Source organism: Pseudonocardia hispaniensis (assembly GCF_042658695.1).
GTDB classification, from domain to species: Bacteria; Actinomycetota; Actinomycetes; order Mycobacteriales; family Pseudonocardiaceae; genus Pseudonocardia; species Pseudonocardia hispaniensis.
The window spans coordinates 1-22,389 of record NZ_JBHSQW010000005.1 but is presented as its reverse complement, the minus strand read 5'-3'; the positions used below and the strand labels follow the sequence as shown (position 1 = coordinate 22,389).

At 72.3% G+C, this 22,389-nt stretch carries 24 protein-coding genes and 1 tRNA gene; 20 read left to right on the top strand and 5 right to left on the bottom strand.

What is annotated here, in order from left to right:
* Nucleotides 1-21: 21 nt before the first annotated feature.
* The 13 genes from ACFQE5_RS02280 (at nucleotide 22) to ACFQE5_RS02220 (ending at nucleotide 11,267) form a co-directional block, all read left to right on the top strand.
* Entirely contained in the window at nucleotides 22-1,032 is a 1,011-nt protein-coding gene (locus ACFQE5_RS02280) for an LLM class F420-dependent oxidoreductase (protein ID WP_379582219.1), read from the top strand.
* On the top strand, nucleotides 1,025-1,960 hold the full coding sequence (xerD, locus tag ACFQE5_RS02275; protein ID WP_379582189.1) for a site-specific tyrosine recombinase XerD: 936 nt from the start codon (nucleotides 1,025-1,027) through the stop codon (nucleotides 1,958-1,960). The genes ACFQE5_RS02280 and xerD overlap by 8 nt, the downstream gene beginning before the upstream one ends.
* A gap of 27 nt (nucleotides 1,961-1,987) precedes the next feature.
* Nucleotides 1,988-2,746: a DUF4097 family beta strand repeat-containing protein gene (locus ACFQE5_RS02270; protein WP_379582187.1), complete on the top strand. Its 759-nt coding sequence runs from the start codon at nucleotides 1,988-1,990 to the stop codon at nucleotides 2,744-2,746.
* Between the two features lie 214 nt (nucleotides 2,747-2,960).
* On the top strand, nucleotides 2,961-3,803 hold the full coding sequence (locus ACFQE5_RS02265) for a ParA family protein (RefSeq protein WP_449301260.1): 843 nt from the start codon (nucleotides 2,961-2,963) through the stop codon (nucleotides 3,801-3,803).
* Nucleotides 3,804-3,805: 2 nt separating this feature from the next.
* Nucleotides 3,806-4,642, top strand: coding sequence for a segregation and condensation protein A (locus ACFQE5_RS02260; protein ID WP_379582217.1), 837 nt, complete (start codon nucleotides 3,806-3,808; stop codon nucleotides 4,640-4,642).
* Nucleotides 4,639-5,316, top strand: a complete 678-nt coding sequence (gene scpB, locus ACFQE5_RS02255) for an SMC-Scp complex subunit ScpB (protein WP_379582183.1) — start codon at nucleotides 4,639-4,641, stop codon at nucleotides 5,314-5,316. The genes ACFQE5_RS02260 and scpB overlap by 4 nt, the downstream gene beginning before the upstream one ends.
* A gap of 11 nt (nucleotides 5,317-5,327) precedes the next feature.
* Entirely contained in the window at nucleotides 5,328-6,071 is a 744-nt protein-coding gene (locus ACFQE5_RS02250) for a pseudouridine synthase (RefSeq protein ID WP_379582181.1), read from the top strand.
* Nucleotides 6,072-6,088: 17 nt separating this feature from the next.
* Nucleotides 6,089-6,451, top strand: coding sequence for a chorismate mutase (gene aroH, locus ACFQE5_RS02245; protein ID WP_379582179.1), 363 nt, complete (start codon nucleotides 6,089-6,091; stop codon nucleotides 6,449-6,451).
* A gap of 212 nt (nucleotides 6,452-6,663) precedes the next feature.
* On the top strand, nucleotides 6,664-7,338 hold the full coding sequence (gene cmk, locus ACFQE5_RS02240; RefSeq protein WP_379582215.1) for a (d)CMP kinase: 675 nt from the start codon (nucleotides 6,664-6,666) through the stop codon (nucleotides 7,336-7,338).
* A complete protein-coding gene (locus ACFQE5_RS02235) occupies nucleotides 7,335-7,985 on the top strand; it encodes a lysophospholipid acyltransferase family protein (protein ID WP_379582177.1) in 651 nt (216 codons plus the stop codon). Before cmk ends, ACFQE5_RS02235 begins: the two co-directional genes overlap by 4 nt.
* 23 nt (nucleotides 7,986-8,008) lie before the next feature.
* Complete coding sequence (gene der, locus ACFQE5_RS02230) at nucleotides 8,009-9,427, top strand: ribosome biogenesis GTPase Der (RefSeq protein WP_379582213.1); 1,419 nt, start codon at nucleotides 8,009-8,011, stop codon at nucleotides 9,425-9,427.
* A gap of 47 nt (nucleotides 9,428-9,474) precedes the next feature.
* Nucleotides 9,475-10,143: a response regulator gene (locus ACFQE5_RS02225; protein ID WP_379582175.1), complete on the top strand. Its 669-nt coding sequence runs from the start codon at nucleotides 9,475-9,477 to the stop codon at nucleotides 10,141-10,143.
* Nucleotides 10,140-11,267 (top strand): sensor histidine kinase, encoded by a 1,128-nt coding sequence (locus ACFQE5_RS02220; RefSeq protein WP_379582173.1) that lies wholly within the window; start codon nucleotides 10,140-10,142, stop codon nucleotides 11,265-11,267. The genes ACFQE5_RS02225 and ACFQE5_RS02220 overlap by 4 nt, the downstream gene beginning before the upstream one ends.
* Nucleotides 11,268-11,275: 8 nt before the next feature.
* Here ACFQE5_RS02220 and ACFQE5_RS02215 read toward each other — a convergent pair whose 3' ends face one another.
* The gene (locus tag ACFQE5_RS02215) at nucleotides 11,276-11,719 is read right to left on the bottom strand and encodes a MarR family winged helix-turn-helix transcriptional regulator (protein WP_379582171.1); all 444 of its coding nucleotides are present in this window, start codon (nucleotides 11,717-11,719) and stop codon (nucleotides 11,276-11,278) included.
* A gap of 184 nt (nucleotides 11,720-11,903) precedes the next feature.
* Here ACFQE5_RS02215 and ACFQE5_RS02210 point away from each other — a divergent pair, with 184 nt between their 5' ends.
* The 3 genes from ACFQE5_RS02210 to ACFQE5_RS02200 all read left to right on the top strand — a co-directional run bounded on the left by ACFQE5_RS02210 (nucleotide 11,904) and on the right by ACFQE5_RS02200 (nucleotide 13,623).
* Nucleotides 11,904-12,188, top strand: coding sequence for an FmdB family zinc ribbon protein (locus ACFQE5_RS02210; RefSeq protein ID WP_379582169.1), 285 nt, complete (start codon nucleotides 11,904-11,906; stop codon nucleotides 12,186-12,188).
* A 98-nt stretch (nucleotides 12,189-12,286) separates the two neighbouring features.
* A complete protein-coding gene (locus ACFQE5_RS02205; RefSeq protein WP_379582167.1) occupies nucleotides 12,287-13,327 on the top strand; it encodes an alpha/beta fold hydrolase in 1,041 nt (346 codons plus the stop codon).
* Between the two features lie 222 nt (nucleotides 13,328-13,549).
* A tRNA-Pro gene (locus tag ACFQE5_RS02200) sits at nucleotides 13,550-13,623 on the top strand.
* Nucleotides 13,624-13,764: 141 nt separating this feature from the next.
* Here ACFQE5_RS02200 and ACFQE5_RS02195 read toward each other — a convergent pair.
* Both ACFQE5_RS02195 and ACFQE5_RS02190 read right to left on the bottom strand, forming a co-directional pair.
* Nucleotides 13,765-14,058 (bottom strand): DUF6247 family protein, encoded by a 294-nt coding sequence (locus ACFQE5_RS02195; RefSeq protein WP_379582165.1) that lies wholly within the window; start codon nucleotides 14,056-14,058, stop codon nucleotides 13,765-13,767.
* 76 nt (nucleotides 14,059-14,134) lie between these two features.
* Nucleotides 14,135-14,269 carry a hypothetical protein gene (locus ACFQE5_RS02190; protein WP_379582163.1) on the bottom strand — a complete coding sequence of 45 codons (135 nt, stop codon included), beginning with the start codon at nucleotides 14,267-14,269 and terminating at the stop codon, nucleotides 14,135-14,137.
* 124 nt (nucleotides 14,270-14,393) lie between these two features.
* Between ACFQE5_RS02190 and ACFQE5_RS02185 the strand changes: the two genes are divergently transcribed.
* The 4 genes from ACFQE5_RS02185 (at nucleotide 14,394) to ACFQE5_RS02170 (ending at nucleotide 20,803) form a co-directional block, all read left to right on the top strand.
* On the top strand, nucleotides 14,394-15,590 hold the full coding sequence (locus tag ACFQE5_RS02185) for a winged helix DNA-binding domain-containing protein (protein WP_379582161.1): 1,197 nt from the start codon (nucleotides 14,394-14,396) through the stop codon (nucleotides 15,588-15,590).
* 76 nt (nucleotides 15,591-15,666) lie between these two features.
* Nucleotides 15,667-15,927 carry a type II toxin-antitoxin system VapB family antitoxin gene (locus ACFQE5_RS02180; protein WP_379582159.1) on the top strand — a complete coding sequence of 87 codons (261 nt, stop codon included), beginning with the start codon at nucleotides 15,667-15,669 and terminating at the stop codon, nucleotides 15,925-15,927.
* Nucleotides 15,924-16,328 (top strand): type II toxin-antitoxin system VapC family toxin, encoded by a 405-nt coding sequence (locus ACFQE5_RS02175; RefSeq protein ID WP_379582157.1) that lies wholly within the window; start codon nucleotides 15,924-15,926, stop codon nucleotides 16,326-16,328. Before ACFQE5_RS02180 ends, ACFQE5_RS02175 begins: the two co-directional genes overlap by 4 nt.
* A gap of 101 nt (nucleotides 16,329-16,429) precedes the next feature.
* On the top strand, nucleotides 16,430-20,803 hold the full coding sequence (locus ACFQE5_RS02170) for an NAD-glutamate dehydrogenase (protein WP_379582154.1): 4,374 nt from the start codon (nucleotides 16,430-16,432) through the stop codon (nucleotides 20,801-20,803).
* Between the two features lie 54 nt (nucleotides 20,804-20,857).
* Here the strand turns inward: ACFQE5_RS02170 and ACFQE5_RS02165 are convergent, their stop codons facing one another.
* Nucleotides 20,858-21,409, bottom strand: a complete 552-nt coding sequence (locus ACFQE5_RS02165) for a thioredoxin family protein (RefSeq protein ID WP_379582151.1) — start codon at nucleotides 21,407-21,409, stop codon at nucleotides 20,858-20,860.
* A 26-nt stretch (nucleotides 21,410-21,435) separates the two neighbouring features.
* A complete protein-coding gene (locus ACFQE5_RS02160) occupies nucleotides 21,436-22,224 on the bottom strand; it encodes a TetR/AcrR family transcriptional regulator (protein ID WP_379582149.1) in 789 nt (262 codons plus the stop codon).
* Between the last annotated feature and the right edge of the window lie 165 nt (nucleotides 22,225-22,389).

Below are 22,389 nucleotides of genomic sequence, written 5' to 3'. Positions count from 1 at the left end.
ACGCTCGGGCGAGTGACTGGCATGCGATTCGGACTGTTTGTTCCTCAGGGATGGCGGCTCGATCTCGCCGGCATCGAACCGTCGGGGCAGTGGGACGCCATCCAGGCGCTGGCGCGGCACGCCGACGCCGGTCCGTGGGAGTCCATCTGGGTCTACGACCACTTCCACACCGTGCCCGCCCCCACCGACGAGGCGACACACGAGGCGTGGACGCTGATGGCCGCGCTCGGCGCGGTGACCCGCCGGGTGCGGCTGGGCCAGATGTGCACGTGCATGGCCTACCGCAATCCCGTCTACCTCGCGAAGGTCGCCGCGACGACCGACATCATCTCCGGTGGCCGGGTCGAGATGGGAATCGGCGCCGGGTGGTACGAGCAGGAATGGCGGGCCTACGGCTACGGCTTCCCGCCCCCGCGGCAGCGGCTGGGCATGCTCGACGAGGGCGTGCAGATTCTCGCGCAGGCCTGGCGGACCGGCCGGGCGACCCTGGACGGGCGGTACTACCAGGTCGACGACGCGATCGTGGCTCCGCGACCGCTTCAGCAGGACGGCGGGGGGGTGCGGGGGATCCCGCTGTGGATCGCCGGTGGCGGGGAGAAGGTGACGTTGCGGATCGCTGCCCGGTACGCGCGGTACACGAACTTCGACGGGACGCCCAAGGGTTTCGCCCACAAGTCCGCGATCCTCGCCGCGCACTGCCGGGACGTGGGCACCGACTTCGACGCGATCGTCCGCTCGGCGAACTACAACGTGGTCATCGGGCACACCGCCGCCGAGGTCGAGAACCGGCTGCGGCAGCTGCGGGACCGGCTCGTCCCGATCGTCGGCCCGGACGATGCCGAACGTGTGCTGAGCGCCTACCGGGGAATGCCGGCCTGCGGCCCCGTCGAGCACGTCGTGGCGAACCTGCGTGAGCTGCAGCGCCTCGGCATGGCCTACGCGATCTGCTACTTCCCCGACGCCGCCTACGACCGCTCGAGCGTCGAACTGTTCGAGCGTGAGGTGATCCCGGCCCTGGGCGCTCGTGAGTGAGCGGGACGGTGGGACCGGTGGGGCGCCCGCACGAGTGTTGCGCGCATACCTCGCGCATCTGGCCGTGGAGCGGGGAAGCTCACCCAACACGCTGCGTTCCTATGCGACCGACCTGCACCGCTATCGCGATCACCTGAAGGCCTGCGGGATCGGCGACCTCGCCGCCGTCCGCGAGTCGGACATCACCGCGTTCCTCGTCGCGTTGCGCAGCGGCCCCACCCCGCTGGCGGCCTCGTCCGTGGCCCGGGCGCTCGCGGCGGTGCGCGGGCTGCACCGGTTCGCCGCCCGCGACGGGCTGGTGCCGTGCGATGTCACCCGCGCGGTCACCCCGCCGTCGCTGCCCCGCCGGCTGCCCCGCACGCTGACCGTCGAGCAGGTCGAGCAGCTCCTGTCCGGCTGTCACGGGGACGGACCGGTGGCGCTGCGGGACCGGGCCCTGCTGGAGCTGCTGTACTCCACGGGCGCTCGCATCTCCGAGGCGGTCGGCGTCGACCTGGACGACCTCGATCTCGCCGAACGCACCGTGCTGCTGCGCGGGAAGGGCGGCAAACAGCGCATCGTCCCGGTCGGTCGGCCGGCCGTGGCCGCCGTCGAGGCATACCGGGTGCGGGCCCGCCCCGTACTGGCCGAACGTGGCCGAGGTACCCCGGCCCTGCTGCTCAACGCTCGCGGGGCTCGGTTCTCGCGGCAGAGTGCCTGGCATGCGCTGCGGGCGGCGGCCGAGGTCGCCGGGCTGGACGCGGAGGTCTCCCCGCACACGCTGCGGCACTGTTTCGCGACCCACCTGCTCGCCGGTGGCGCGGACGTCCGCGTGGTGCAGGAGCTGCTCGGGCACGCCTCGGTGACCACGACCCAGGTCTATACGCACGTGACGGTCGACTCGTTGCGCGAGGTCTATGCGACGGCCCACCCACGTGCCCGCGGTTGATCGTCGGCCGCAGTACCGTTCACGGCGATGAACAGGACATGGGTATCGGCGTTGTTGCTGTCGGTCGCGCTCCTGCTGACCGGCTGTGGCGGCGCGCAGGTGGGCCCCCGCGGCTCCGACGGATCCGATCGGTTGGCCGGGACCAGCGCGACCAGCGGGTCAGATGGGTCCGTGCGGACCGAGTCCGGAAGTCAGCGCTACGACCAGGCGATCAGTCGAGTCGAGATTGACTCGGATGCCGGCGATGTGGAGCTGCGGTCCGGGCCCGACGGCGCGGCGCAGGTCGAACGGACCCTGCGCTGGACCGATGAGCGGCCCACCGTCACCGAGTCCGTCGACGGCGATGTCCTGCGGATCACCGCGCGCTGCCCCGACGGCCCCCGCATCGGCCGCTGTGAGGTGGCTCTCACCGTGACCGCCCCGGCCGCGGTGTCGGTCCGCACCAAGCTCGGCGCCGGCGGCATCACGGTCGACGACCTGACCGGCGACCAGGACCTCGCGACCTCGGCGGGCCGGGTGCACGGAGCCGGGCTGCGCGGCGCGACGGTGCGCGCGCAGAGCTCGGCGGGTGGTGTCGAGCTTGCGTTCGCGGCCGCCCCGCAGCAGGTGGAGGTCCGGGCCACGGCGGGTGACGTCACCGTCCGGGTGCCGGCGACCGAGGCCTACCGGGTGCAGGCGCGGTCCACGGCAGGCACGGTCAGGGTGAACGTCGCGGACGACCCGGGCGCGACGCGCACCATCCTGGCGCGCACCACCGCGGGTGACGTGACGGTGACCGCGAGCTGACCGGTTGGGCCATCCCGGTGACCGGGCCTCGTGAATCTCAGAAACCGACTTCGACGCGTCACGGCGGGGCGCATTGCCGCATGTCGAGGCGCCTCCTAGTCTGCGGGCCGGAACCGTTCGTCCCACGGTCGCCCGCGAGAGACCGGAGCACGCTGTGAACACTCCGCGGCCCTTCGCTCCCCGCCCGGAGCCGCTCGACGACGAAAACTCCGAGCTGGAGGTGTACGACACTGTCCCGGTGGGGGGAACTCATCGCGTGACCGCGCCGGAACCGACGCCGCTGACCGAGCACGGCCCGGCTCAGGTGATCGCCATCGCCAATCAGAAGGGCGGTGTCGGCAAGACGACCTCGGCCATCAACCTGGGAGCCGCGCTCGCCGAGTACGGCCGGCGGGTCCTGCTCGTCGACTTCGATCCGCAGGGCGCCTTGTCGGTCGGCCTCGGGGTACAGCCCCATCAGCTCGACGTCACGATCTACAACCTGCTGATGGAACGAGACATCGCCGTCGACGACGTGATCCGGTCGACGTCCGTCCCGGGGATGGATCTGCTGCCCAGCAACATCGATCTGTCGGCGGCCGAGGTCCAGCTCGTCACCGAGGTCGGCCGCGAGCAGGCCCTCGGTCGAGCGCTCAAGGCGGCGCTCGACCGCTACGACGTCGTGCTCATCGACTGCCAGCCGTCCCTCGGCCTGCTCACCATCAACGCGCTGGCCTGCGCCGATGCGGTGCTGATCCCGCTGGCCTGCGAGTTCTTCAGCCTGCGCGGCGTCGCGCTGCTGATGGACACGATCGAGAAGGTGCGCGATCGGCTCAACCCCGAGCTGCGGCTGCTCGGCATCCTGGCGACCATGTTCGACCCGCGGACGCTGCACACCCGCGAGGTCCACCAGCGCGTGGTGGAGGCGTTCGGCGACATCGTCTTCGAGGCCGTCATCAACCGGACCATCCGGTTCCCGGAGACCACCGTGGCGGGTGAACCCATCACGACCTGGGCTCCGAACTCCAACGGCGCCGAGGCCTACCGGCTGCTCGCCCGTGAGGTCCTCGCCCGGTGACGCTGGTCGAGAACGATCCGTCGCCCGGGCGGGCGGGGGAAAGGTCCGCCCGACCCGCACGCTTCACCGTGCGGCTGGACAACTTCTCCGGCCCGTTCGACCTGCTGCTGCAGCTCATCGGCAAGCACGAGCTGGACGTCACCGAGATGGCGCTGCACCGGGTCACCGACGACTTCATCGCGCATATCACCGAGCTGGGCGACGAGGCGGACCTCGACGAGATCACCGAGTTCCTCGTCATCGCCGCGACCCTGCTGGATCTCAAGGCCGCCCGGCTGCTGCCGGACGCCGAGGTCTGCGACGCCGAGGATCTCGCCCTGCTCGAGGCCCGCGACCTGCTGTTCGCCCGGCTGCTGCAGTACCGCGCCTACAAGCAGGTCGCCGTCCTGTTCGGCGAGTTGGAGTCCACGGCGCTACGCCGCTTCCCGCGCTCGGTCGCGCTCGAGGACCGTTACACCGGCCTGCTGCCCGAGGTGCTGCTCGGGGTGAGCCCGGCGAGCTTCGCCGAGCTGGCGGCGACGGTGTTCCGGCCGAAGCCGCCGCCCACCGTCGGCCTCGATCACCTGCACACCCACGCCGTCTCGGTCGCCGCACACGCGGCGCTGTTACGCGAGCGGCTCGCCGAGCTGGGTGAGGCGAGTTTCGCCTCGCTCACCGCGGACTGCGTGGCGCCGCTGGAGGTGGTGGCGCGGTTCCTCGCCCTGCTCGAGCTCTACCGGGAACACAGCATCTCGCTGGAGCAGCCCGAGGCGTTCGGGGAGCTGACAGTACGCTGGACGGGCAGGTCCACGACGTCGTCGGATCGCACACCGATCGAAAGCCCCGAAACCGAGCAGTGAGCCACTCGAACAGCAACCCCATCGCCGGCCCGGACGACGCCGTTGCCCAGGCGTCCGGCTGCGCGGCCGACGGGGCCGAGACCGCGGTGGCGCAGCCCGATGCGCTACCCGCCTTGACCGACGAGGCCGCGCTCGAAGCCGCGCTGGAGGCGTTGCTGCTGGTCGTCGACGCCCCGACCGAGGAGAAGTCGCTGGCCGAGGCGCTGGACCAGCCGGTGGTCAGGGTCCGGGCCGCGGTGCGCAGGCTCGCCGACGGGTACACGGCGGCGGGCCGCGGCATCGACCTGCGTCGGACGGGTGGCGGCTGGCGGTTCTACACCCGCGACGCCTACGCACCCTTCGTCGAGCGGCTGCTGCTCAACGGACAGCGGGTCCGGCTGACCCGCGCCGCGCTGGAGACCCTCGCCGTCGTCGCCTACCGCCAGCCCGTCACCAGGGCGCGGGTGTCCGCGGTGCGCGGCGTGAACTGCGACGGTGTCATGCGGACGCTGCTGACCCGCGGACTCGTCGAGGAGGCGGGTGTGGACCCGCAGACCCAGGGGACGCTGTTCCGCACGACCGAGCTGTTCTTGGAGCGGCTGGGACTGTCCTCAGTGGAGGACCTACCGCCACTGGCGCCGCTGCTGCCCGATGTCGACGCGATCGACGCGATCGACGACCTGCGAGATCGATAGCGATGAATGTGATGAGTACCCAGAACCACCCCGATGGGGTTCGGCTGCAGAAGGTGCTGGCGCAGGCCGGCGTCGCCTCCCGGCGGGCCGCGGAGGAACTGATCGCCGCCGGCCGGGTCAGCGTCGACGGCCAGGTGGTCCGCGAGATGGGGCGCCGGATCGACCCCGACACGGCCGTCGTGCATGTCGACGGCTCGCGGATCGTGCTGCGTGAGGACCTCGTGTATCTGGCGCTGAACAAGCCCCGTGGGATGTTGTCGACAATGGCGGATGAGCACGGCAGGCCGTGTGTCGGCGATCTGGTCGCCGAACGGACCGAGCGGCTGTTCCACGTTGGACGACTCGACGCCGACACCGAGGGGCTGCTGCTGCTGACCAACGACGGTGAGCTGGGCCACCGGCTGATGCACCCGTCGTTCGAGGTGGAGAAGACCTATCTGGCCGAGGTCATGGGCCAGGTCCCGCGCGATCTCGGCCGACGGCTGCGGGCCGGGGTGGAGCTCGAGGACGGCCCGGTCCGGGTGCATTCCTTCCAGCTGGTCGACTCGCACGCCGGCCGCTCGATGGTGCAGATCGTGCTGCACGAGGGCCGTAAGCACATCGTGCGCAGGCTGATGGACGACGTCGGCTACCCGGTTCAGCGGCTGGTGCGCACCGCGATCGGCGACGTGAAGCTGGGCAACCAGCGGCCGGGCCGGATCCGGCCGTTGAACCACGCCGAGGTGGGCGGGCTCTTCCGCGCGGTGGGACTGTAGATCTCTAGGCTGCTGGCGTGGCGGTGCGTGCGATCCGGGGCGCGATCCAGCTGGATGCCGATACCCGGCAGGAGATCCTGTCCCGCTCCGCCGAACTGGTCACCGCGGTGCTCGAGCGCAATGCGCTGACCTCCGAGGACATCATCTCGATCCTGTTCACCGCGACCCCGGACCTCACCGCGGAGTTCCCCGCCTATGCCGCGCGGCTGCTCGGGCTCACCGACGTCCCGCTGATGTGCGCGTCGGAGATCGCGGTGCCGGGCGCCATGCCGCGGGTCCTTCGCCTGCTCGCCCATGTCGAGACCTCGCGCAGCCGGGCCGAGCTTCGGCACGTCTACCTGCGTGGTGCCGCCGCGCTGCGCACGGACCTGCCGCAGTAGCCCGGGCGGCTCCAGCCCGAGCGTGCCATGCTCCAGGACGCGGGGACGGACCCGGGGATGCCCGTTCCGAGACCGGTGCGGCGGCCAGGCACAATGACGGGTGGCGAACCGCGGCAGGCGCGGTGGGACTGGTGCCGCGGCGAGCATGCTGCGGGGCCCGGGGAGGAGTCGGTGCGGTGGCCGTTCCGGGCAAGCTGCGCGGAGTCGTGGCGATGGACGGCCCTTCGGGCACCGGAAAGTCGACGGTTTCCCGTCGGCTCGCGGCGGCCTGCGGGGCCGCCTACCTCGACACCGGCGCGATGTACCGAGCCGTGACCCTCGCGGTGCTTCGCGCCGGCCTCGACGAGGACAGCCCGGCCGAGGACATCGTCGCCGTCGCGACCGCCGCCCCCGTGGAGCCGACGACCGATCCGGAGGCACCCCGGATCCGGCTCGGTGGGCAGGACGTCGCGGCGGAGATCCGCGGCGCCGCGGTGACGAAGCTGGTCAGCGCGGTGTCCGCGCTGGCCGCCGTCCGGACGGTGCTCGTCGAACGGCAACGCGCGATCATCACGGAGGAGCTGAGCGGCATCGGCGGGATCGTCGTCGAGGGCCGCGACATCGGCAGCGTCGTGGTCCCCGACGCCGCGTTGAAGGTGTATCTGACCGCGTCGGAGGAGATCAGGGCCGCGCGACGCAGCCGTCAGGACGCCAAGGCGGGCCGGGTGGTCGACCCCACGGTCACCCTGGCCGACGTCCGTCGCCGCGACCGGCTCGACTCCACCCGCGCCACCTCCCCGCTGCACGCCGCCGCGGACGCACTCATCCTCGACACGGACGACCTGAGCGTCGATGCGGTGCTCGCCGAGCTGTTGCGGCTGGTGGCCGAGCGGGGACTCCTGACGTGAGGACGGCACCCCCGGACCTGCCGGAGGGCGCCTCGGGGCGGCTGACCGACCTTGCCCGATGGATCGGTACCTGGTGCTTCCGCCCGGTGTTCGACGTGCGTGTGCATCATCGGGAGCGCATCCCGGCGACCGGATCGGTGGTGCTCGTCGCCAACCACAGTTCGATGGTGGACGGGCCGCTGCTGTTCGGCTTGCTGGGGCGCCGCGCGGTGTTCCTGGTCAAGCAGGAGATGTTCACCGGACCGCTGGGATGGCTGCTGCCACGCATCGGCCAGCTCGCCGTGCGCCGGGGTGAGCCCGACCGGCGCCCGCTGACCGCGGCGCTGGCGGTGCTTCGTGGCGGGGGGCTCGTCGCGATCTTCCCCGAAGGCACCCGTGGCACCGGTGAGGTGGCCGCCGCGCGACAGGGCGCGGCATGGCTGGCGCGCGCCTCGGGTGCGGTGGTGTTGCCCGTGGCATGCCGGGGCACCCACCGCCCGGACGGGACGCGTCGCCGCTTCCGCCCACGGGTGGATGTCCTGGTGGGCGAGCCCATACCCGCCCCGGCGGCCAGGGGTCGGACGGAGCTGGCCGCCGCCACCGAGACCATCCGGGCCGTGCTGGCCGAGATGGTCTGCGAGCTCGACGAGGTACGGAGCGGCACGTGAACAACACAGACGACCGCGCTGCGATGGCGCAGCTGGGCATCGACCCGGCGGACTTCGCCGATCCCGACGGCCGGGACGAGCCGGTGGGTCCGGCCGCCGAGCCGGACGAGCCCGGGGCCGCGCCGGTGCTGGCGGTGGTCGGGCGGCCAAACGTCGGCAAGTCGACGCTGGTCAACCGTCTGCTCGGGCGGCGGGAGGCGGTCGTTCAGGACGTCCCCGGGGTGACCAGGGATCGGGTCGCCTATGACGCGTTGTGGAACGGCCGCCGGTTCACCATCGTCGACACCGGGGGCTGGGAACCCGACGCCACCGGGCTGCAGGCCGCCGTCGCCGCACAGGCCGATCTGGCGATGCAGACCGCCGACGCGGTGCTACTGGTCGTCGACGCCACCGTGGGGGCGACCGCGACCGACGAGGCCGTGGCCCGGATCCTGCGCCGTTCGGACCGGCCGGTGCTGCTCGCGGCGACCAAGGTCGACAACGAGCGGTTCGTCGCCGACACCGCCGCCCTGTGGCGGCTGGGCCTCGGCGAGCCACGCCCGGTCTCGGGCCTGCACGGCCGCGGCTCGGGTGACCTGCTCGACGCCATCCTCGAGGCGCTACCCGAGTCGCCCCGCGAGGACCTGGGCCAGGCGGGCACCGGCGGGCCGCGTCGCGTCGCGCTGGTCGGCAAGCCGAACGTCGGCAAGTCCAGCCTGCTCAACCGGCTCGCCGGACAGTTGCGGTCGGTGGTGCACGAGGTGGCGGGCACCACGGTCGACCCCGTCGACTCCCTCGTCGAACTGGACGACACACTGTGGCGGTTCGTCGACACCGCCGGCCTGCGCAAGCGGGTCAAGACGGCCAGCGGCATGGAGTACTACGCCAGCCTGCGCACCCGGTCGGCGATCGAGGCCGCCGAGGTCGCCATCGTGCTGATCGACGCGAGCGAGCCGATCGCCGAGCAGGACCTGCGGGTGATCGGCATGGTCGAGGAGGCCGGCCGGGCGCTCGTGCTGGCCTTCAACAAGTGGGACCTCGTCGACGAGGATCGCAGGCTCGCCCTGAAGCGTGAGCTCGACCGCGACCTGGTGCGGGTGCGCTGGGCCGAGCGGGTCAACGTCTCCGCCCGCACCGGGCGTTCCGTGGCCAAGCTCGCGCCGGCGCTGCGGACCGCGCTGGCCTCGTGGGACCAGCGGATCCCGACCGGACAGCTCAACGGCTGGCTCGCGGACCTGATCGCCGCGACCCCACCGCCGGTGCGGGGCGGCAAGCAGCCCAAGGTGCTGTTCGCGACCCAGGCTCAGACCAGGCCTCCGACGTTCGTGCTCTTCACGACGGGGTTCCTGGAGGCGGGTTACCGGCGGTTCCTGGAACGGCGGCTGCGGGAGGAGTTCGGCTTCACCGGCTCGCCCATCCGGCTGTCGGTGCGGGTGCGCGAGAAGCGCGTCAAGAAGCGCTGACGGTACCGAACGATCTGCGGTCGGCGTCGCCCATTAGGCTGCAGCGCATGGCGGTCGAGGCGGGAACCTGCGTGCTCCCGCCGGTGCGGGTGGTCCTCGCCGACGACGAGCCGCTGCTGCGGGCGGGCCTGCGGACCGTGCTGGAGGCCCGGGGGACCGTTCGGGTGGTGGGCGAGGCGAACGACGGGGACGGCCTGCTCGCCGCGGTCGATCGGCACCGGCCGGACGTCGTGCTCGCCGACGTTCAGATGCCCGGGACCGATGGGCTGGCCGCGCTGCGGGTGCTGTGCGCCCGTCCCGATGCGCCGCCCGCCGCCGTGCTGACGACGTTCGACCTCGACGACTACGTCACCGAGGCGTTGCGCATCGGGGTGCAGGGATTCCTGCTCAAGGACGCCGAGCCGGAGTCCTTGGTCCGGGCGGTTCGCGATCTGGCCGCGGGCGGGGCGGTGCTCGATCCTCGGATCACGGCCCGGCTGCTGCCCAGGCTCGCCGCAGGTCTGCCGGCTCCCGGTCGTCCCCCGCCGGCGCTCACGCTGCGGGAGAACCAGGTGCTGTGTCGGGTCGCGGCGGGCAAGTCGAACGCCGTGATCGCGCGGGAGTTGAGCCTCGCGGAGGCCACGGTGAAGAAGTACGTGTCGGCGCTGCTGGTCAAGCTCGGCGTCGAGAACCGGGTGCAGGCGGCGCTGCTGGCCCGGAGCTGGCGGACCGAATGACCCCGCCGTCGGTCCGTGGTGTGGCGACCGAGGCGACGGCCGTTCTCGTGCCCGCGGCGGCGGTGCTGCTGGGCCGTCCGGCGTTCGGCTTCTCGGTCGTCGCGGGGCTGGTCGGCTGTGGGCTGCTGCCACTGCGCCGGGTGTGGCCGCCGCTCGGGGTGCTCGGGGTGCTGTGGGGACTGGTCGGCGGGCTCGGCTGGCCGCCCGCGCTCGTCGCGCTCTACACGGTGGGGCGGCGCAGCCGCCGGCTCCGGGACACGGTGGCCTGGTTCGTTCTCGCCGGGCTCGCCGCGGTCCTCCCCGTGCTGCTGATACAGGACCTGCTCTGGTCCGACGCGATCCTGGCCGTTGCGTTCGTCGCCCTGTGGGCCGGGGCGCCGGTCGCGCTGGGGCTGCTGATCAGCACCCGGGAGCGGCTCACCGCGAGCATGCGCGATCTCGAGGCGGCCCGCGACGCGGCGATCAGCGCGCGGGAGTCCGCGGCCAGGGCGCAGGAACGCGCCCGGATCGGGCGTGAGTTCCACGACGTTGTCGGACATCACGCCACGCTCATCGCGGTCGGTGCCGCCGCGCTCGCGGTCGGCGCACCCGACGACAAGACCCGCGAGGCGGCCGAGCACCTGCGGGGGTTGGCCAAGGCCGCCCTCTCGGAGATGCGCAGCGCCCTCGGGCTGATCGCCGATCCCGCAGCCCGACCCCCGGGCGTCGCCGGGCTCGACGGGCTCGTCGTCCGCTCGCGGAACGCGGGGATTCGGGCCGACCTGGTGCACGACGGCGAACCCGCGCAGCTGCCACCGAGCCTGGACCGGGCTGTCTATCGCGTCATCCAGGAGTCGCTGACCAACGCGGCGCGGCATGCGCCCGGCGCCCCGGTGCGGATCGAGCTGGGCTGGCGCGACCACACCCGGCTGCGGGTCCGGGTGCACAGCGACGGGATACCCGGGTCCGAACACGGCGTGCCGGCCGACGCGACGGGGGGCACCGGCCTGGCGGGACTGGCCGAACGGGTGGCCGCGGTCGACGGCGAGCTGATCAGCGGTCCGGGGCCGGACGGTGGATTCGTCGTGCAGGCGCTGCTGCCGCGGCGCAGCGCGGCACCGGCGGGGCACCACGATCCCGGCTAGCGCGGGGGTCAGCCCAGCCGGTCGGCCAGCCGGGCCAGCAGGGTGCGCAGCCGCGCGGCGTCGTCGGCGCCGAGCTCGTCGGCGACGGCCTGCTCGGCCGCGGCCACCTCCGGCGCGAGCCGATCGTGAAGTCGCCTGCCGTGCTCGGCGAGGTAGACGAGTACCCGGCGGCGATCGGCATCGTCGACGCGGCGGTAGACGAGCGCAGCGTCCACGAGCCGATCGACGATCTTCGTCAGGGTGGGTGCCGGGACCCGCGCATAGCCCGCGATCTCGCTCATCGGATGCCCGCCGCCGTCGGCCAGCAGGTCGAGCACCCGCCACTGGTCGAGCGTCGGGGAGTCCGTGGACTCGCGCAGCACGGTCTCGATGCGCCGGGACATCTGGTGCTGGACCTGGTGCAATAGCCGGCCCAGTGTGGCGTGGGTGAGGGGAACGGTTCCTGGTGCCACCAATGCTCCCCTCGGTGCGGCGGTTCGGACGATGACGAGACCAGTTTGATCGTAAACACTGTCGGTCGGAAGCGGATCGGGCAGGTCGGGTTGAACCCGATCCCGATCTGCGGCCGATCGGACGGCTCGACCGGACCGCCACACCGAATAGTCTCTGAGGACGGAATCTCTGTCGGAGGTCACAGTGCCCACCTACTCCTACCGCTGCCCGGAGGATTCACGGTTCGACCTGGTCCGGCCGATGGCCGAGGCCGACGAACCGGCGCAGTGCCCGCATTGCGGCCAACCGAGTCGTCGGGTGTTCGGCGCGCCGGCCCTGCGCGCGATGGACTCCCGACTGCGCCGGGCCCTGGACGCGGGGGAACGCAGCGCGGACGCGCCCGAGGTCGTCACCTCGGTGCCCGGTCGATCTCGACGGGCCACGCCCGTGACCCGCGATCCCCGGCACGCTCGGTTGCCTCGCCCCTGAGGTCGATCGTCCCGCGGCGTCGATGAGGGTTCGCATCTTGCGCCCCCGACCGATCTCACCGCACCATCGGTCGGGGAGTGCGAGCGCAAGGAGGCGCCATGACCGGGCCCGACGCACCGTACGAGGTGCACGAGATTCCCGACTTCACCCTCGAATGCGGTGCGACGCTACGTCCCGCACGGGTGGCCTACCAGACCTACGGAACGCTCAACGCGGACCGGTCCAACGCGATCGTCTATCCGACCTGGTACTCCGGGCGACATTGGGACAACGAGTGGCTCATCGGTGAGGGCATGGCCCTCGACCCCGAGCGGTGGTTCATCATCGTGCCGAACATGCTCGGGAACGGCCTTTCCTCGTCGCCGTCGAACACGCCGCCACCGTGGGACCGGGCGCGGTTTCCCCGGATCTCGGTGCGGGACAACGTCGAGTCGCAATATCGGCTCGTCACCGAGGTGTTCGGGATCGAGACGCTGCCGCTGGTGCTCGGCTGGTCGATGGGTGCCGGGCAGACCTATCAGTGGGCGGTCAGCCATCCGGAGATGGTGCAGCGGATCCTGCCGTTCTGCGGGTCGTCCCGGACGGCGCCGCACAACCGGGTCTTCCTGGACTCGGTGCGCGCCGCGCTGACCGCCGACGCGGCATTCGCCGGCGGATGGTACGCGCTCGACGCCCTGCCCGTGACCGGACTGCGGGCCGCGGCGCGGGTGTATGCGGGCTGGGGGTTCTCCCAGGCCTTCTACTGGGACGAGGTGTGGCGCGAACTCGGCTACGCCTCGCTCGAGGACTTCATCGTGGGGTTCTGGGAGGGCTTCTTCCTGGACGACCGCGATCCCAACAACCTGCTCACCATGCTCGGCACCTGGTGGCACGGCGATGTCGGCACGACGCCGGGGTTCTCCTCCACCGAGGAGGCGCTGGGCTCGATCCGGGCGCGGGCCATCGTCGCACCGGCGGAGAAGGACCTGTACTTCCCGCCGGAGGACGAGAAGTGGGCGGTGTCCCACATGTCCAACGCCGAACTGCGGGTGATCCCGGGGGTGTGGGGCCATTTCGCGGGCGGCGGCGCGAACCCGGTGGACACCCGGTTCATCGATGCCGCGGTCGCCGATCTGCTGGCCTCGGATCCGGGCATCTGAGGACAGGCTCTCGACCGATATCCACCAAAGTCCCGTCGCAGGGGCGACCGAGGGCGGTGTTCGTCAGCGGCGGCGTCACCGAAACTGGGGTCGACCAGCCGCCGGACGCGAATTCGGTGGCGACCAGTCACTGCGTTGTCCTGTCCGCGATGGGGAGACGTGGCCGGCCGAGGGGCCCGGATCCGCGATGCGGTAGGGTGAACGGGCCCCCATGGGGGCGGCCGGGACGTGGCGCAGCTTGGTAGCGCACTTGACTGGGGGTCAAGGGGTCGCAGGTTCAAATCCTGTCGTCCCGACGGTGCGGTGGGCGGTGTCCTTCGACGGGGGACACCGCCCACCGGCTTTTCACCAGCGGAAACCCTCATCCGCCGCCCGCAAGGTCCGGATGGTCCACAGCAGGCATGGTGGCGCCCCACCCGCCAGGAACTGCGCTGGTGTCAACGGCGGCTGAATCTGTGGGTCTGGGTTGGCCACGGGGTCGGCTCGAGCACGGCGCAGACCGCGGCCAGCGCCTGCGATCCCTCGGGCGGAACGGCCGCGATGGCGACCTGGGCCGCGGGGTAGACCTCGGTGAGGGCGAGGCGTTCGGTCGCCCGCTGCATCACCGAGCGCCAGTGCTGGTCGACCTTCGCCGCGTCCTCGCCGGTCAGCGCGGCGCGGATCTGCGCCGGGGTGGCCTCGGCGAAGGGTGGGCCGCTCGCGCTCGCTCCGCCTGCCACCGCTGCTGTCATGACCTGGACTCCAGCGGTTCTCACGGTCACCGCCGAGCCGCGAACGGGCGGCTGCCAAGACTCGGCCCCGGGGTCGTCATTCGACTCCGTCAACCGACCGGGACAGGCGGACCTCGGCCGGACCGGCCTTCACCATGGCGATCTGCGCGGCGCGCATCCGCGCCGACTGACGGGTGAGGACGGTGCCGAGGTCACCGGTGCTCGCACACATGCGATGGAGCGCGGGTGGAAGCGGCGCGATGCATGGGCGAGCACACCGGCGGCTCCGGCCTCGTCGAGCGGACGCTCGGAGCACGTGCCGGTCGAGTGTCGGTGCGGCCTGCCACGATGCGCGGGTGCGAACGTTCGACGTCGCGGAGCGACGCGCGAGGCTGGCCCGGCGGCACCGGCTTGCGCCCGGTGAGCGCGCGCCGGACGTGGTGTCCGCGGCCGACAGCGTGGTCTGCCTGCACGCTACCGACCCCGCCACCGTCTACCTCTCCGCATGGGCCCGGGTCGACGGGCTGGTCACCGCCGAGGTCGACAAGGCGTTGTACACCGACCGGTCCCTGGTGAAGCACCTGTGCATGCGGCGGACCCTGTTCGTCCTCAACACCGATCTGCTGGGTGTCGTCCAGGCCGCCGCCGGCGAACGGGTGGCCGGCCAGCAACGGCGGCGGCTCATCAAGGAGGTCGAGGCGGCGGGGCTGTACGCCGACGGGGCGGCCTGGCTCGCGGAGGCCTCCGCGGCCACCCTCGACGCTCTGGACGCCCTGGGCGAGGCGAGCTCCACTGAGCTGCGCGCGGCGGTGCCGCTGCTGGCAGGCTCGACCAGCTACGCCCCCGACAAGCCGTACGGCGGCGAGAACCCGATCGGCCCGCGCGTACTGACCACGCTCTCGGCCGCCGGAAAGGTGCTCCGCGGGACGAACCAGGGCTCCTGGAACGTCTCCCGGCCCCGGTGGGTGACCACCCGCCGGTGGCTCGGCCACGAGCCCCGGCTGCCCACGGAGGCGCAGGCCAGGGCCGAGCTGGTGCGCCGCTGGCTCTACGCCTTCGGCCCGGCTACCGTGACCGACATCACATGGTGGCTGGGCTCGACCCTGGGCGCGACGAGGGCCGCGCTGGCCGACATCGGCGCGGTCGAGGTCGATCTGCACGGGGCGCCCGGCGTCGCGCTGGCCGACGACCTCGACGCGGTGGCGCCCGTCGAGCCGTGGGCGGCGCTGCTGCCGGGTCTGGACCCGACGACGATGGGCTGGTCCGAGCGCGCGTGGTACCTCGGCCCGCACCGCTCCCGGCTGTTCGACCGCAACGGCAACGGCGGCGCGACCGCATGGTGGGACGGCCGGATCGTCGGCGGCTGGAACCAGACCCCGACCGGTGAGATCTACCTGCAGCTGCTCGAGGACGTCGGATCGGAGGGCCTGGCTGCGCTGGAGGCCGAGGCCGCCCGGCTCACCGAGTGGCTGGGCGGATTGCGCGTGGCCGCCCGCTTCCCCTCGCCGCTGTGGACCTCGAGCCGGGCCAGGCGCACCGCCAGACCGGGGTAGCACCATCCCCCGACCGGCTTTGATGTGGCGGTACCGTGGTGGAATCCAGAATCCACCACGGAAGAGACGGGGAAGGATGAGCCTCAATATCAAGAGCCAGGAGGCGCACGAGCTCACCCGTGAGCTGGCCCGCCTGACCGGTGAGAGCCTGACGCAGGCGGTGACGGAGGCGGTTCGGGAGCGGTTGGAGCGAGTACGCGGCAACCGGGAGCACGTCCGCGCCCGTGCCGATGCCCTCCTGGCCATCGGTCAGGACACGGCACGCAGGCTGGCCGAGCCGGCGCGTTCGGTCGATCACGGCGAGTTGCTGTACGACGAGCGCGGGCTTCCCCGTTGATCATCGACACCTCGGCGTTGATCGCGATTCTGCGCAACGAGCCGGATGCCGAGTCGTTCGCCCTCACACTCGCTGCTGCGGTCGAGCCCCGGATCTCGGTGGCGAACTACCTGGAAACCGCGATCGTCATCGACGCCGGTCGGGATCCGGTCGCGAGCCGTCAGGTCGACCATCTGGTGTCCAAGGCCGGGCTGGTTCTCGAACCGGTCACGGTCGAACAGGCGCATGTCGCCAGGGCCGCCTACCGCGATTTCGGCCGGGGCAGCGGCCATCCGGCCAAGCTCAACTTCGGCGACTGCTTTGCCTACGCGCTCGCGATGTGCCGCGGCGAGCCGTTGCTGTTCAAGGGAGACGACTTCACCCACACCGACGTCCGCCCCGCCGCAGCCGACCAGGGGTGAGTTGCGTGCCCACCGATCGTCCGCGATCCCCCACGAACGAACCATAGGCGGCAGCCGTCGGCGGGTGTAGAGACAAACCCGGGAGCCGATCGGAGGTGGCGATGAGTCACACCAGGCACGACGCCGCCCCGGCCGCGGCAGACCCGGAGCTGGCCGAGCTGTGCCGGCTCTACGCCCGGCACGCTCCCGTCGAGACCCTCGGAACAGACGCCGACGCCTCGGTCGCGCTCGCCGATGCCGCCCGGACCCACCGAGGCATGGCCGCGCACCGCGAACCGGACACTCCGTTGCTCGACGTGCGCGCGACGGCGACCGGAGCGACGGTCGTCGACATCCTCACCGAGGACATGCCCCATCTCGTGGAGTCGGTGCTGGCCGGCGTCGGACGGGTCGACGCCCGGGTCCGACGGATGATCAGCCCGAGTGTCGTGGTGCGCCGCGGCGCCGACGGTGAGCTGCTCGAGGTCCTCCCCGCCGCGGACGAGGCACCGCCGGACGGCGCCACCGAGGCGTGGATGAGGATCGAGCTCGACCCGTTTCCCCTCGACGAGTTCGAGGACCTCGAAGCCGAGCTGCGCCACGTGCTCACCGACGTCCACGCGGTCGCCCGGGACGGCGAACGGATGGTCGACACCGCGCGCGCGATCGCGGCCGAGCTGGCCGTGGCACCCACGGCCGACGCGCCGGACCTCGCGCGGCTGCTGGAATGGCTCGCCGACGGGCACTTCCTGTTCCTTGGCTACCGGCGCTATCGCCGGGACCGGCGCGGCCACCGGCTGCGTGCGGTGGCGGGATCCGGGCTGGGCGTCCTGCGCCGGGAGGAGCCCTCGGATCCGCCGCTCGCCCAGGACCGCGGCACGGACGCGGTGGTGTTCACCCGGGCGAGCACGCCCAGCCGGGTGCTGCGCCCCGCGTACCCGTACTTCGTCGTGATCAGGTCGGCGGGGTCGACCCACACGGCCGCGGAGGAGCACCGACTCCTCGGACTGTTCACCGCGGCTGCGCTGCGCGAGAACGTCCTGGACATCCCGGCGGTCGCGGGGTGGGTGCGCGCCGCAATCAACCGCGCGGGCTTCCCGCTGGAGTCCTACTCCGGGCAGCGGATGCTGGAGGTGATCGCCGACTACCCCCGGGAGGAACTGTTCGGGGCCACCGTGGCGGACCTGCACGAGACCGCGACCGGCGTGCTGGCGCTCACCCAGCCGCGGCGGCTGCGGCTGTTCCTGCGGCGGCAGCCGGACGGGCGCTTCGTCTCCTGCCTGGTCTACCTGCCCCGCGACCGGTACACGACCCGCGCGCGGCTGGCCATGCAGGACCTGCTGCTGCGCGAGCTGAGCGGATGGCGGATCGACCACACCGCGCGGATCAGCGAGTCGAGGCTCGCGCTGGTCCACTTCGTCGTCCAGGTCGATCCGGCGGCGCCCCGACCCGACCAGGCAAGGCTGCAGGGACAGCTCGGGGTGGTGATCCTGACCTGGGACGACTGGGTGCTCGATCTCGTCGGCACGGGCGAGGACGAGATCGTCGACTACCTGTCCAGGGTGCCGGAGGGCTACAAGGACGACACCGACCCCGTGCAGGCGCTCGCCGACCTGCGCCGGATCCGCGAACTGGGCACCGAACCCCATTTCGAGCTGTCGCTGGGCGACACCGACGTGCGGTTCCGGATGTTCCGGGTCGGCGCGGCGGTCTCGCTGTCGGCGATCCTGCCGTTGTTGCAGGACCTGGGGCTGGAGGTGCTCGACGAGCGCCCCTACGAGATCACCAGGCCGGACGGGACCCGGTGCTGGTTGTACGACTTCGGGTTGCGGCTGGACGAGCCGACCAGGGCGGCGGTGGCCGGCCGGCCACCGCCCGAGGTGGCGGGCGGGTTCTGCGCGGCGTTCCGGGCGGCCTGGGCCGGGCGGGCGGAGTCGGATCGGTTCAGCGCGCTGGTGCTGCGGGTGGGTCTGGACTGGCGGGAGGCGGCGCTGCTGCGGGCCTACGCCCGCTACGCGCGCCAGCTCGGCAGCCCGTACGGGGTCCAGTACATGGCCGAGACGCTGCTCGCGCACGCCCCGGTGGCACGGGCGCTCATCGCGCTGTTCCGGGCCCGGTTCGACCCCGCGGTCGGCGATCGAGACGAGGCCGTCGCGGCCGCGCTCGTCGAGGTGCGGTCGCTCCTCGACGCCGTCACGGGCCTGGACGCCGACCGCATCCTCCGCAGCACTCTCGCGATGATCGCCGCGACGCTGCGCACCAACTGGTTCCGCGGGCGGGAGTTCTTCTCCTTCAAGCTCGACCCGGCGGCGGTGCCCGACATGCCGGCGCCGCGGCCGGCGTTCGAGATCTTCGTGTACTCCCCGCGCGTCGAGGGCGTGCACCTGCGGTTCGGGCCGGTGGCCCGGGGCGGGCTGCGCTGGTCGGACCGGCTGCAGGACTACCGCACCGAGATCCTCGGCCTGGTCAAGGCGCAGGCCGTCAAGAACGCGGTGATCGTGCCTGTCGGCGCGAAGGGCGGGTTCGTGGTGCGCCGCGACCCCGATCCCGACGAGGTCGCGGCCGGTTACCGCCTGTTCATCTCGGGCCTGCTGGACGTCACCGACAACCTCGTCGACGGCGCGACCGTCGCGCCGCCGGGGGTGGTGCGCCACGACGGGGACGACGCCTACCTGGTGGTCGCGGCCGACAAGGGCACCGCGCGGTTCTCCGACCTCGCCAACGAGGTGGCGGCGTCCTACGGCTTCTGGCTCGGCGACGCGTTCGCCTCCGGCGGCTCGGTCGGCTACGACCACAAGACCATGGGGATCACCGCGCGCGGTGCCTGGGAGAGCGTGCGCCGGCACTTCCGCGAGCTCGGGGTGGACACCCAGAGCCAGGAGGTCACCGTCGTCGGCATCGGGGACATGTCCGGTGACGTGTTCGGCAACGGCATGCTGCGCTCGCGGCACATTCAGCTGGTCGCGGCGTTCGACCACCGCCACGTCTTCGTCGACCCCGACCCGGACCCGGCGACGAGCCACACCGAGCGCGAACGGCTGTTCGCCCTGCCCCGCTCGTCCTGGGACGACTACGACCGGTCGCTGATCAGCGCCGGCGGCGGGGTGTGGCCGCGCACCGCCAAGGCGGTGCCGGTCGGCCCCCAGATGCGCGCGGCGCTCGGGCTCGCGGAGCACGTCGTCGCGCTCAGCCCGCCCGAGCTCATCGCCGCGATCCTGCGCGCCCCCGCCGACCTGCTCTGGAACGGCGGGATCGGCACCTACGTCAAGGCGTCGAGCGAGTCGCACGCCGACGTGGGCGACAAGGCCAACGACGCCATTCGCGCCGACGCCCGCGACCTGCGGGTCAAGGTCGTCGCCGAGGGCGGCAACCTCGGTTTCACCCAGCGTGGCCGGATCGAGTTCGCCCGGGCCGGCGGAAAGATCAACACCGACGCGATCGACAACTCCGCCGGCGTCGACTGCTCCGACCACGAGGTCAACATCAAGATCCTGCTCGACCGCCTCGTCGCGGCCGGCGAGCTGGACCGCGAGGCGCGGGCCCGGCTGCTCGCCGACATGACCGACGAGGTCGCCGAGCTCGTCCTCGGGGACAACCGCGACCAGAATGCGGCGCTCGGCATCGCCCGCGCGAACGCCCCGGACATGATCGGCGTGCACGCCCGGCTCACCGCCGAACTCGTCGCGCGCCGCGGGCTCGACCGCGAGCTGGAGGTGCTGCCCGACGCCGACGGCTTCGCGGCGCTGGCCGCCGCCGGGCGTGGCCTCACCAGCCCGGAGCTGGCCACGCTGCTCGCGCACACCAAGCTCGACCTGACCGAGCAGGTTCTCGGCGGCGACCTGCCCGACGCCCCGACGTTCGCCGGACGGCTCCCGGAGTACTTCCCGCGACCGCTGCGCGAGCGGTTCCCGCGGGCGATCGCCCGGCATCCGCTGCGCCGCGAGATCGTCACGACGATGCTGGTCAACGAGATGGTCGACGGCGCCGGGATCAGCTACGCGTTCCGGCTCGGCGAGGAGCTGGCCGCCGACCCGGCCGACGCCGTGCGCGTCTACGCGGTGACCACCGCGGTGTACGAGCTGCCCGGGCTGTGGGCGGCGGCCCGGGCCGCCGACATCCCCGTCGGGCTGGCCGACCGGATCGTGCTGGAGTCCCGCCGGCTGCTCGACCGGGCCTCCCGCTGGTTTCTCACCAACCGCCCCCAACCCCTCGCCGTCAACGCCGAGATCGAGCGCTTTGGCCCGGTGGTGGGCAGCCTCCTGCCGCGGCTGCCCGACCTGTTGCGCGGACGCGATGCCGAGGCGCTCGGGGAGCGGGTCGAGGAGCTGACCCGGCAGGGGGTGCCGCGCGCGCTGGCGCTGCGCTCGGCAGTGCTGCCGCACGGCTACGGCCTGCTCGACGTCATCGACGTGGCCGAGGTGGCCGCCGGGAAGGGCGCCCGGCTTCCGATCGAGGATGTCGCCGCGCTGTACTTCGCGCTCTCCGAACGGCGATGACGCGCCCGTGGGCGAGAAGCATCGTTGCGGCGCTATGGCGTACTCACGAGCACGTCAGCGCCACTTGATGCCGCAGCCGATCGACGGTTTCTGCTCGGGGTCGACCGGGCGGCCCGCGAGCACGGCGTCGACCGCGGCGCGGACATCCGCGGCGGTGACCGGAAGGTCGTTACCGCGCCGTGCGTCGTCGAGCTGGCCTCGGTAGACGAGGCGGCGCTCGCCGTCGAACACGAACGTGTCGGGGGTGCACGCCGCCGAGAAGGCCCGGGCGACGTCCTGGGTCTCGTCGTAGAGGTAGGGGAACGTCCAGCCGTGCCGGGCCGCCTCGGTGACCATCAGGTCGGGGCCGTCCTGCGGGTAGGTCGCGACGTCGTTACTGGAGATCGCGACCATCGCGACGCCCGTGGCGGCGAGGTCACGGCCGAGCGCGGCGAGCCCGGCCGCGACGTGCTGCACGTACGGGCAGTGGTTGCACAGGAAGGTCACCACGAGCGCGGGGGCAGCCCGGAAGTCATCGAGGGACACGGTCGCGCCGGTCGCCGGGTCGGGCAGGGAGAACGGCGGAGCGGATGTGCCGAGCGGGAGCATGGTCGACTCGATGGCCATGCCCCGAAGGGTAGGGGTGGCCCGGCTCAGGGCGCCCGCGGGCCGGAGTCCGCCGCGGCGCCGGACGGGGCCGCGGCGACGGCGCGCGGATCGAAGCCGATGGCGAGCATCGTCGCCGTGACATGCGCATCGAACACGATGTCCAGGTCGGTCTGCAGCCATTCGAAGTGGCCGAACAGTTCCAGCGTGAGGTGGCCCTGCAGCATCGTCCAGGCCCCGATCAGGTTGGCCAGCACGCGTGGGTCGTGCGGGACGTCCCCGTCCCGCCATCCGGCGGTGAGGCCGGGGTCCAGGCGCGGCTCGTACTGGATGAGGCCACGGTCGAGGTCGACCGTGCCCGCCGCGACGGCCGCCGCGATCAGGTGCAGGGCGATGTCGGTGAACCGGCGCGCGGCGGGCCGGGTCACCTCCGCGGGCGCCCGGTAGCCGGGCAGGGGAGTCCCGTAGATGAGGGCGAAGTCTCCCGGGTGAGCCAGGGCCCAGCGCCGGGTGCCGTTCTCGAAGGCCCGCCACCGGGCCACGTGGTCGTCCGGATCCTCGGCCTCGACGGCGGCGCGCGCCGAGTCGCCCAGTGACTGGTAGGCGTCGACGCACAGAGCCGTGATCAAGTCGTCGAGCCCGGAGAAGTAGCGGTAGAGCGCGCTCGGCGTCATGTGCATCGCGCGGGCCACGGCCCGCACCGACAGCCCGGCAGGCCCCTCGCGGGCGACCTGTGCCCGGGCCGCTTCCTTGATCTCGTCGATCGTGGCAAGCCGGAACCGCTCGCGCCGCGAGGGCGGACGGCCGTCCTCGCGGGCTGATTCAGCGGCCTGCATCCTTGGATCATTTCCCTAATGGTGAACAGTGTCAACTCAACGATACACCCGTTCTTGACGAAGAACATGTCTGTGGCTATCGTTCTGCAGCGAGAACAGTCGTTCTCGAAATGGTGAGGCGTCGGCGCGCTGACCCGCCGGCTAGGGGGACCGGCGGGTCAGCGC

Excerpts from the sequence above, each read along its gene's own strand:
- cmk (WP_379582215.1), top strand. The coding sequence starts at position 6,664 with ATGGACGGCCCTTCGGGCACCGGAAAGTCGACGGTTTCCCGTCGGCTC.
- ACFQE5_RS02220 (WP_379582173.1), top strand. The coding sequence starts at position 10,140 with ATGACCCCGCCGTCGGTCCGTGGTGTGGCGACCGAGGCGACGGCCGTT.
- ACFQE5_RS02165 (WP_379582151.1), bottom strand. The coding sequence starts at position 21,409 with ATGGCCATCGAGTCGACCATGCTCCCGCTCGGCACATCCGCTCCGCCG.
- ACFQE5_RS02280 (WP_379582219.1), top strand. The coding sequence starts at position 22 with ATGCGATTCGGACTGTTTGTTCCTCAGGGATGGCGGCTCGATCTCGCC.
- ACFQE5_RS02205 (WP_379582167.1), top strand. The coding sequence starts at position 12,287 with ATGACCGGGCCCGACGCACCGTACGAGGTGCACGAGATTCCCGACTTC.
- der (WP_379582213.1), top strand. The coding sequence starts at position 8,009 with ATGGCGCAGCTGGGCATCGACCCGGCGGACTTCGCCGATCCCGACGGC.
- ACFQE5_RS02225 (WP_379582175.1), top strand. The coding sequence starts at position 9,475 with ATGGCGGTCGAGGCGGGAACCTGCGTGCTCCCGCCGGTGCGGGTGGTC.
- ACFQE5_RS02180 (WP_379582159.1), top strand. The coding sequence starts at position 15,667 with ATGAGCCTCAATATCAAGAGCCAGGAGGCGCACGAGCTCACCCGTGAG.
- ACFQE5_RS02190 (WP_379582163.1), bottom strand. The coding sequence starts at position 14,269 with ATGTGTGCGAGCACCGGTGACCTCGGCACCGTCCTCACCCGTCAGTCG.
- ACFQE5_RS02250 (WP_379582181.1), top strand. The coding sequence starts at position 5,328 with ATGAGTACCCAGAACCACCCCGATGGGGTTCGGCTGCAGAAGGTGCTG.
- ACFQE5_RS02160 (WP_379582149.1), bottom strand. The coding sequence starts at position 22,224 with ATGCAGGCCGCTGAATCAGCCCGCGAGGACGGCCGTCCGCCCTCGCGG.
- ACFQE5_RS02170 (WP_379582154.1), top strand. The coding sequence starts at position 16,430 with ATGAGTCACACCAGGCACGACGCCGCCCCGGCCGCGGCAGACCCGGAG.
- ACFQE5_RS02195 (WP_379582165.1), bottom strand. The coding sequence starts at position 14,058 with ATGACAGCAGCGGTGGCAGGCGGAGCGAGCGCGAGCGGCCCACCCTTC.
- ACFQE5_RS02270 (WP_379582187.1), top strand. The coding sequence starts at position 1,988 with ATGAACAGGACATGGGTATCGGCGTTGTTGCTGTCGGTCGCGCTCCTG.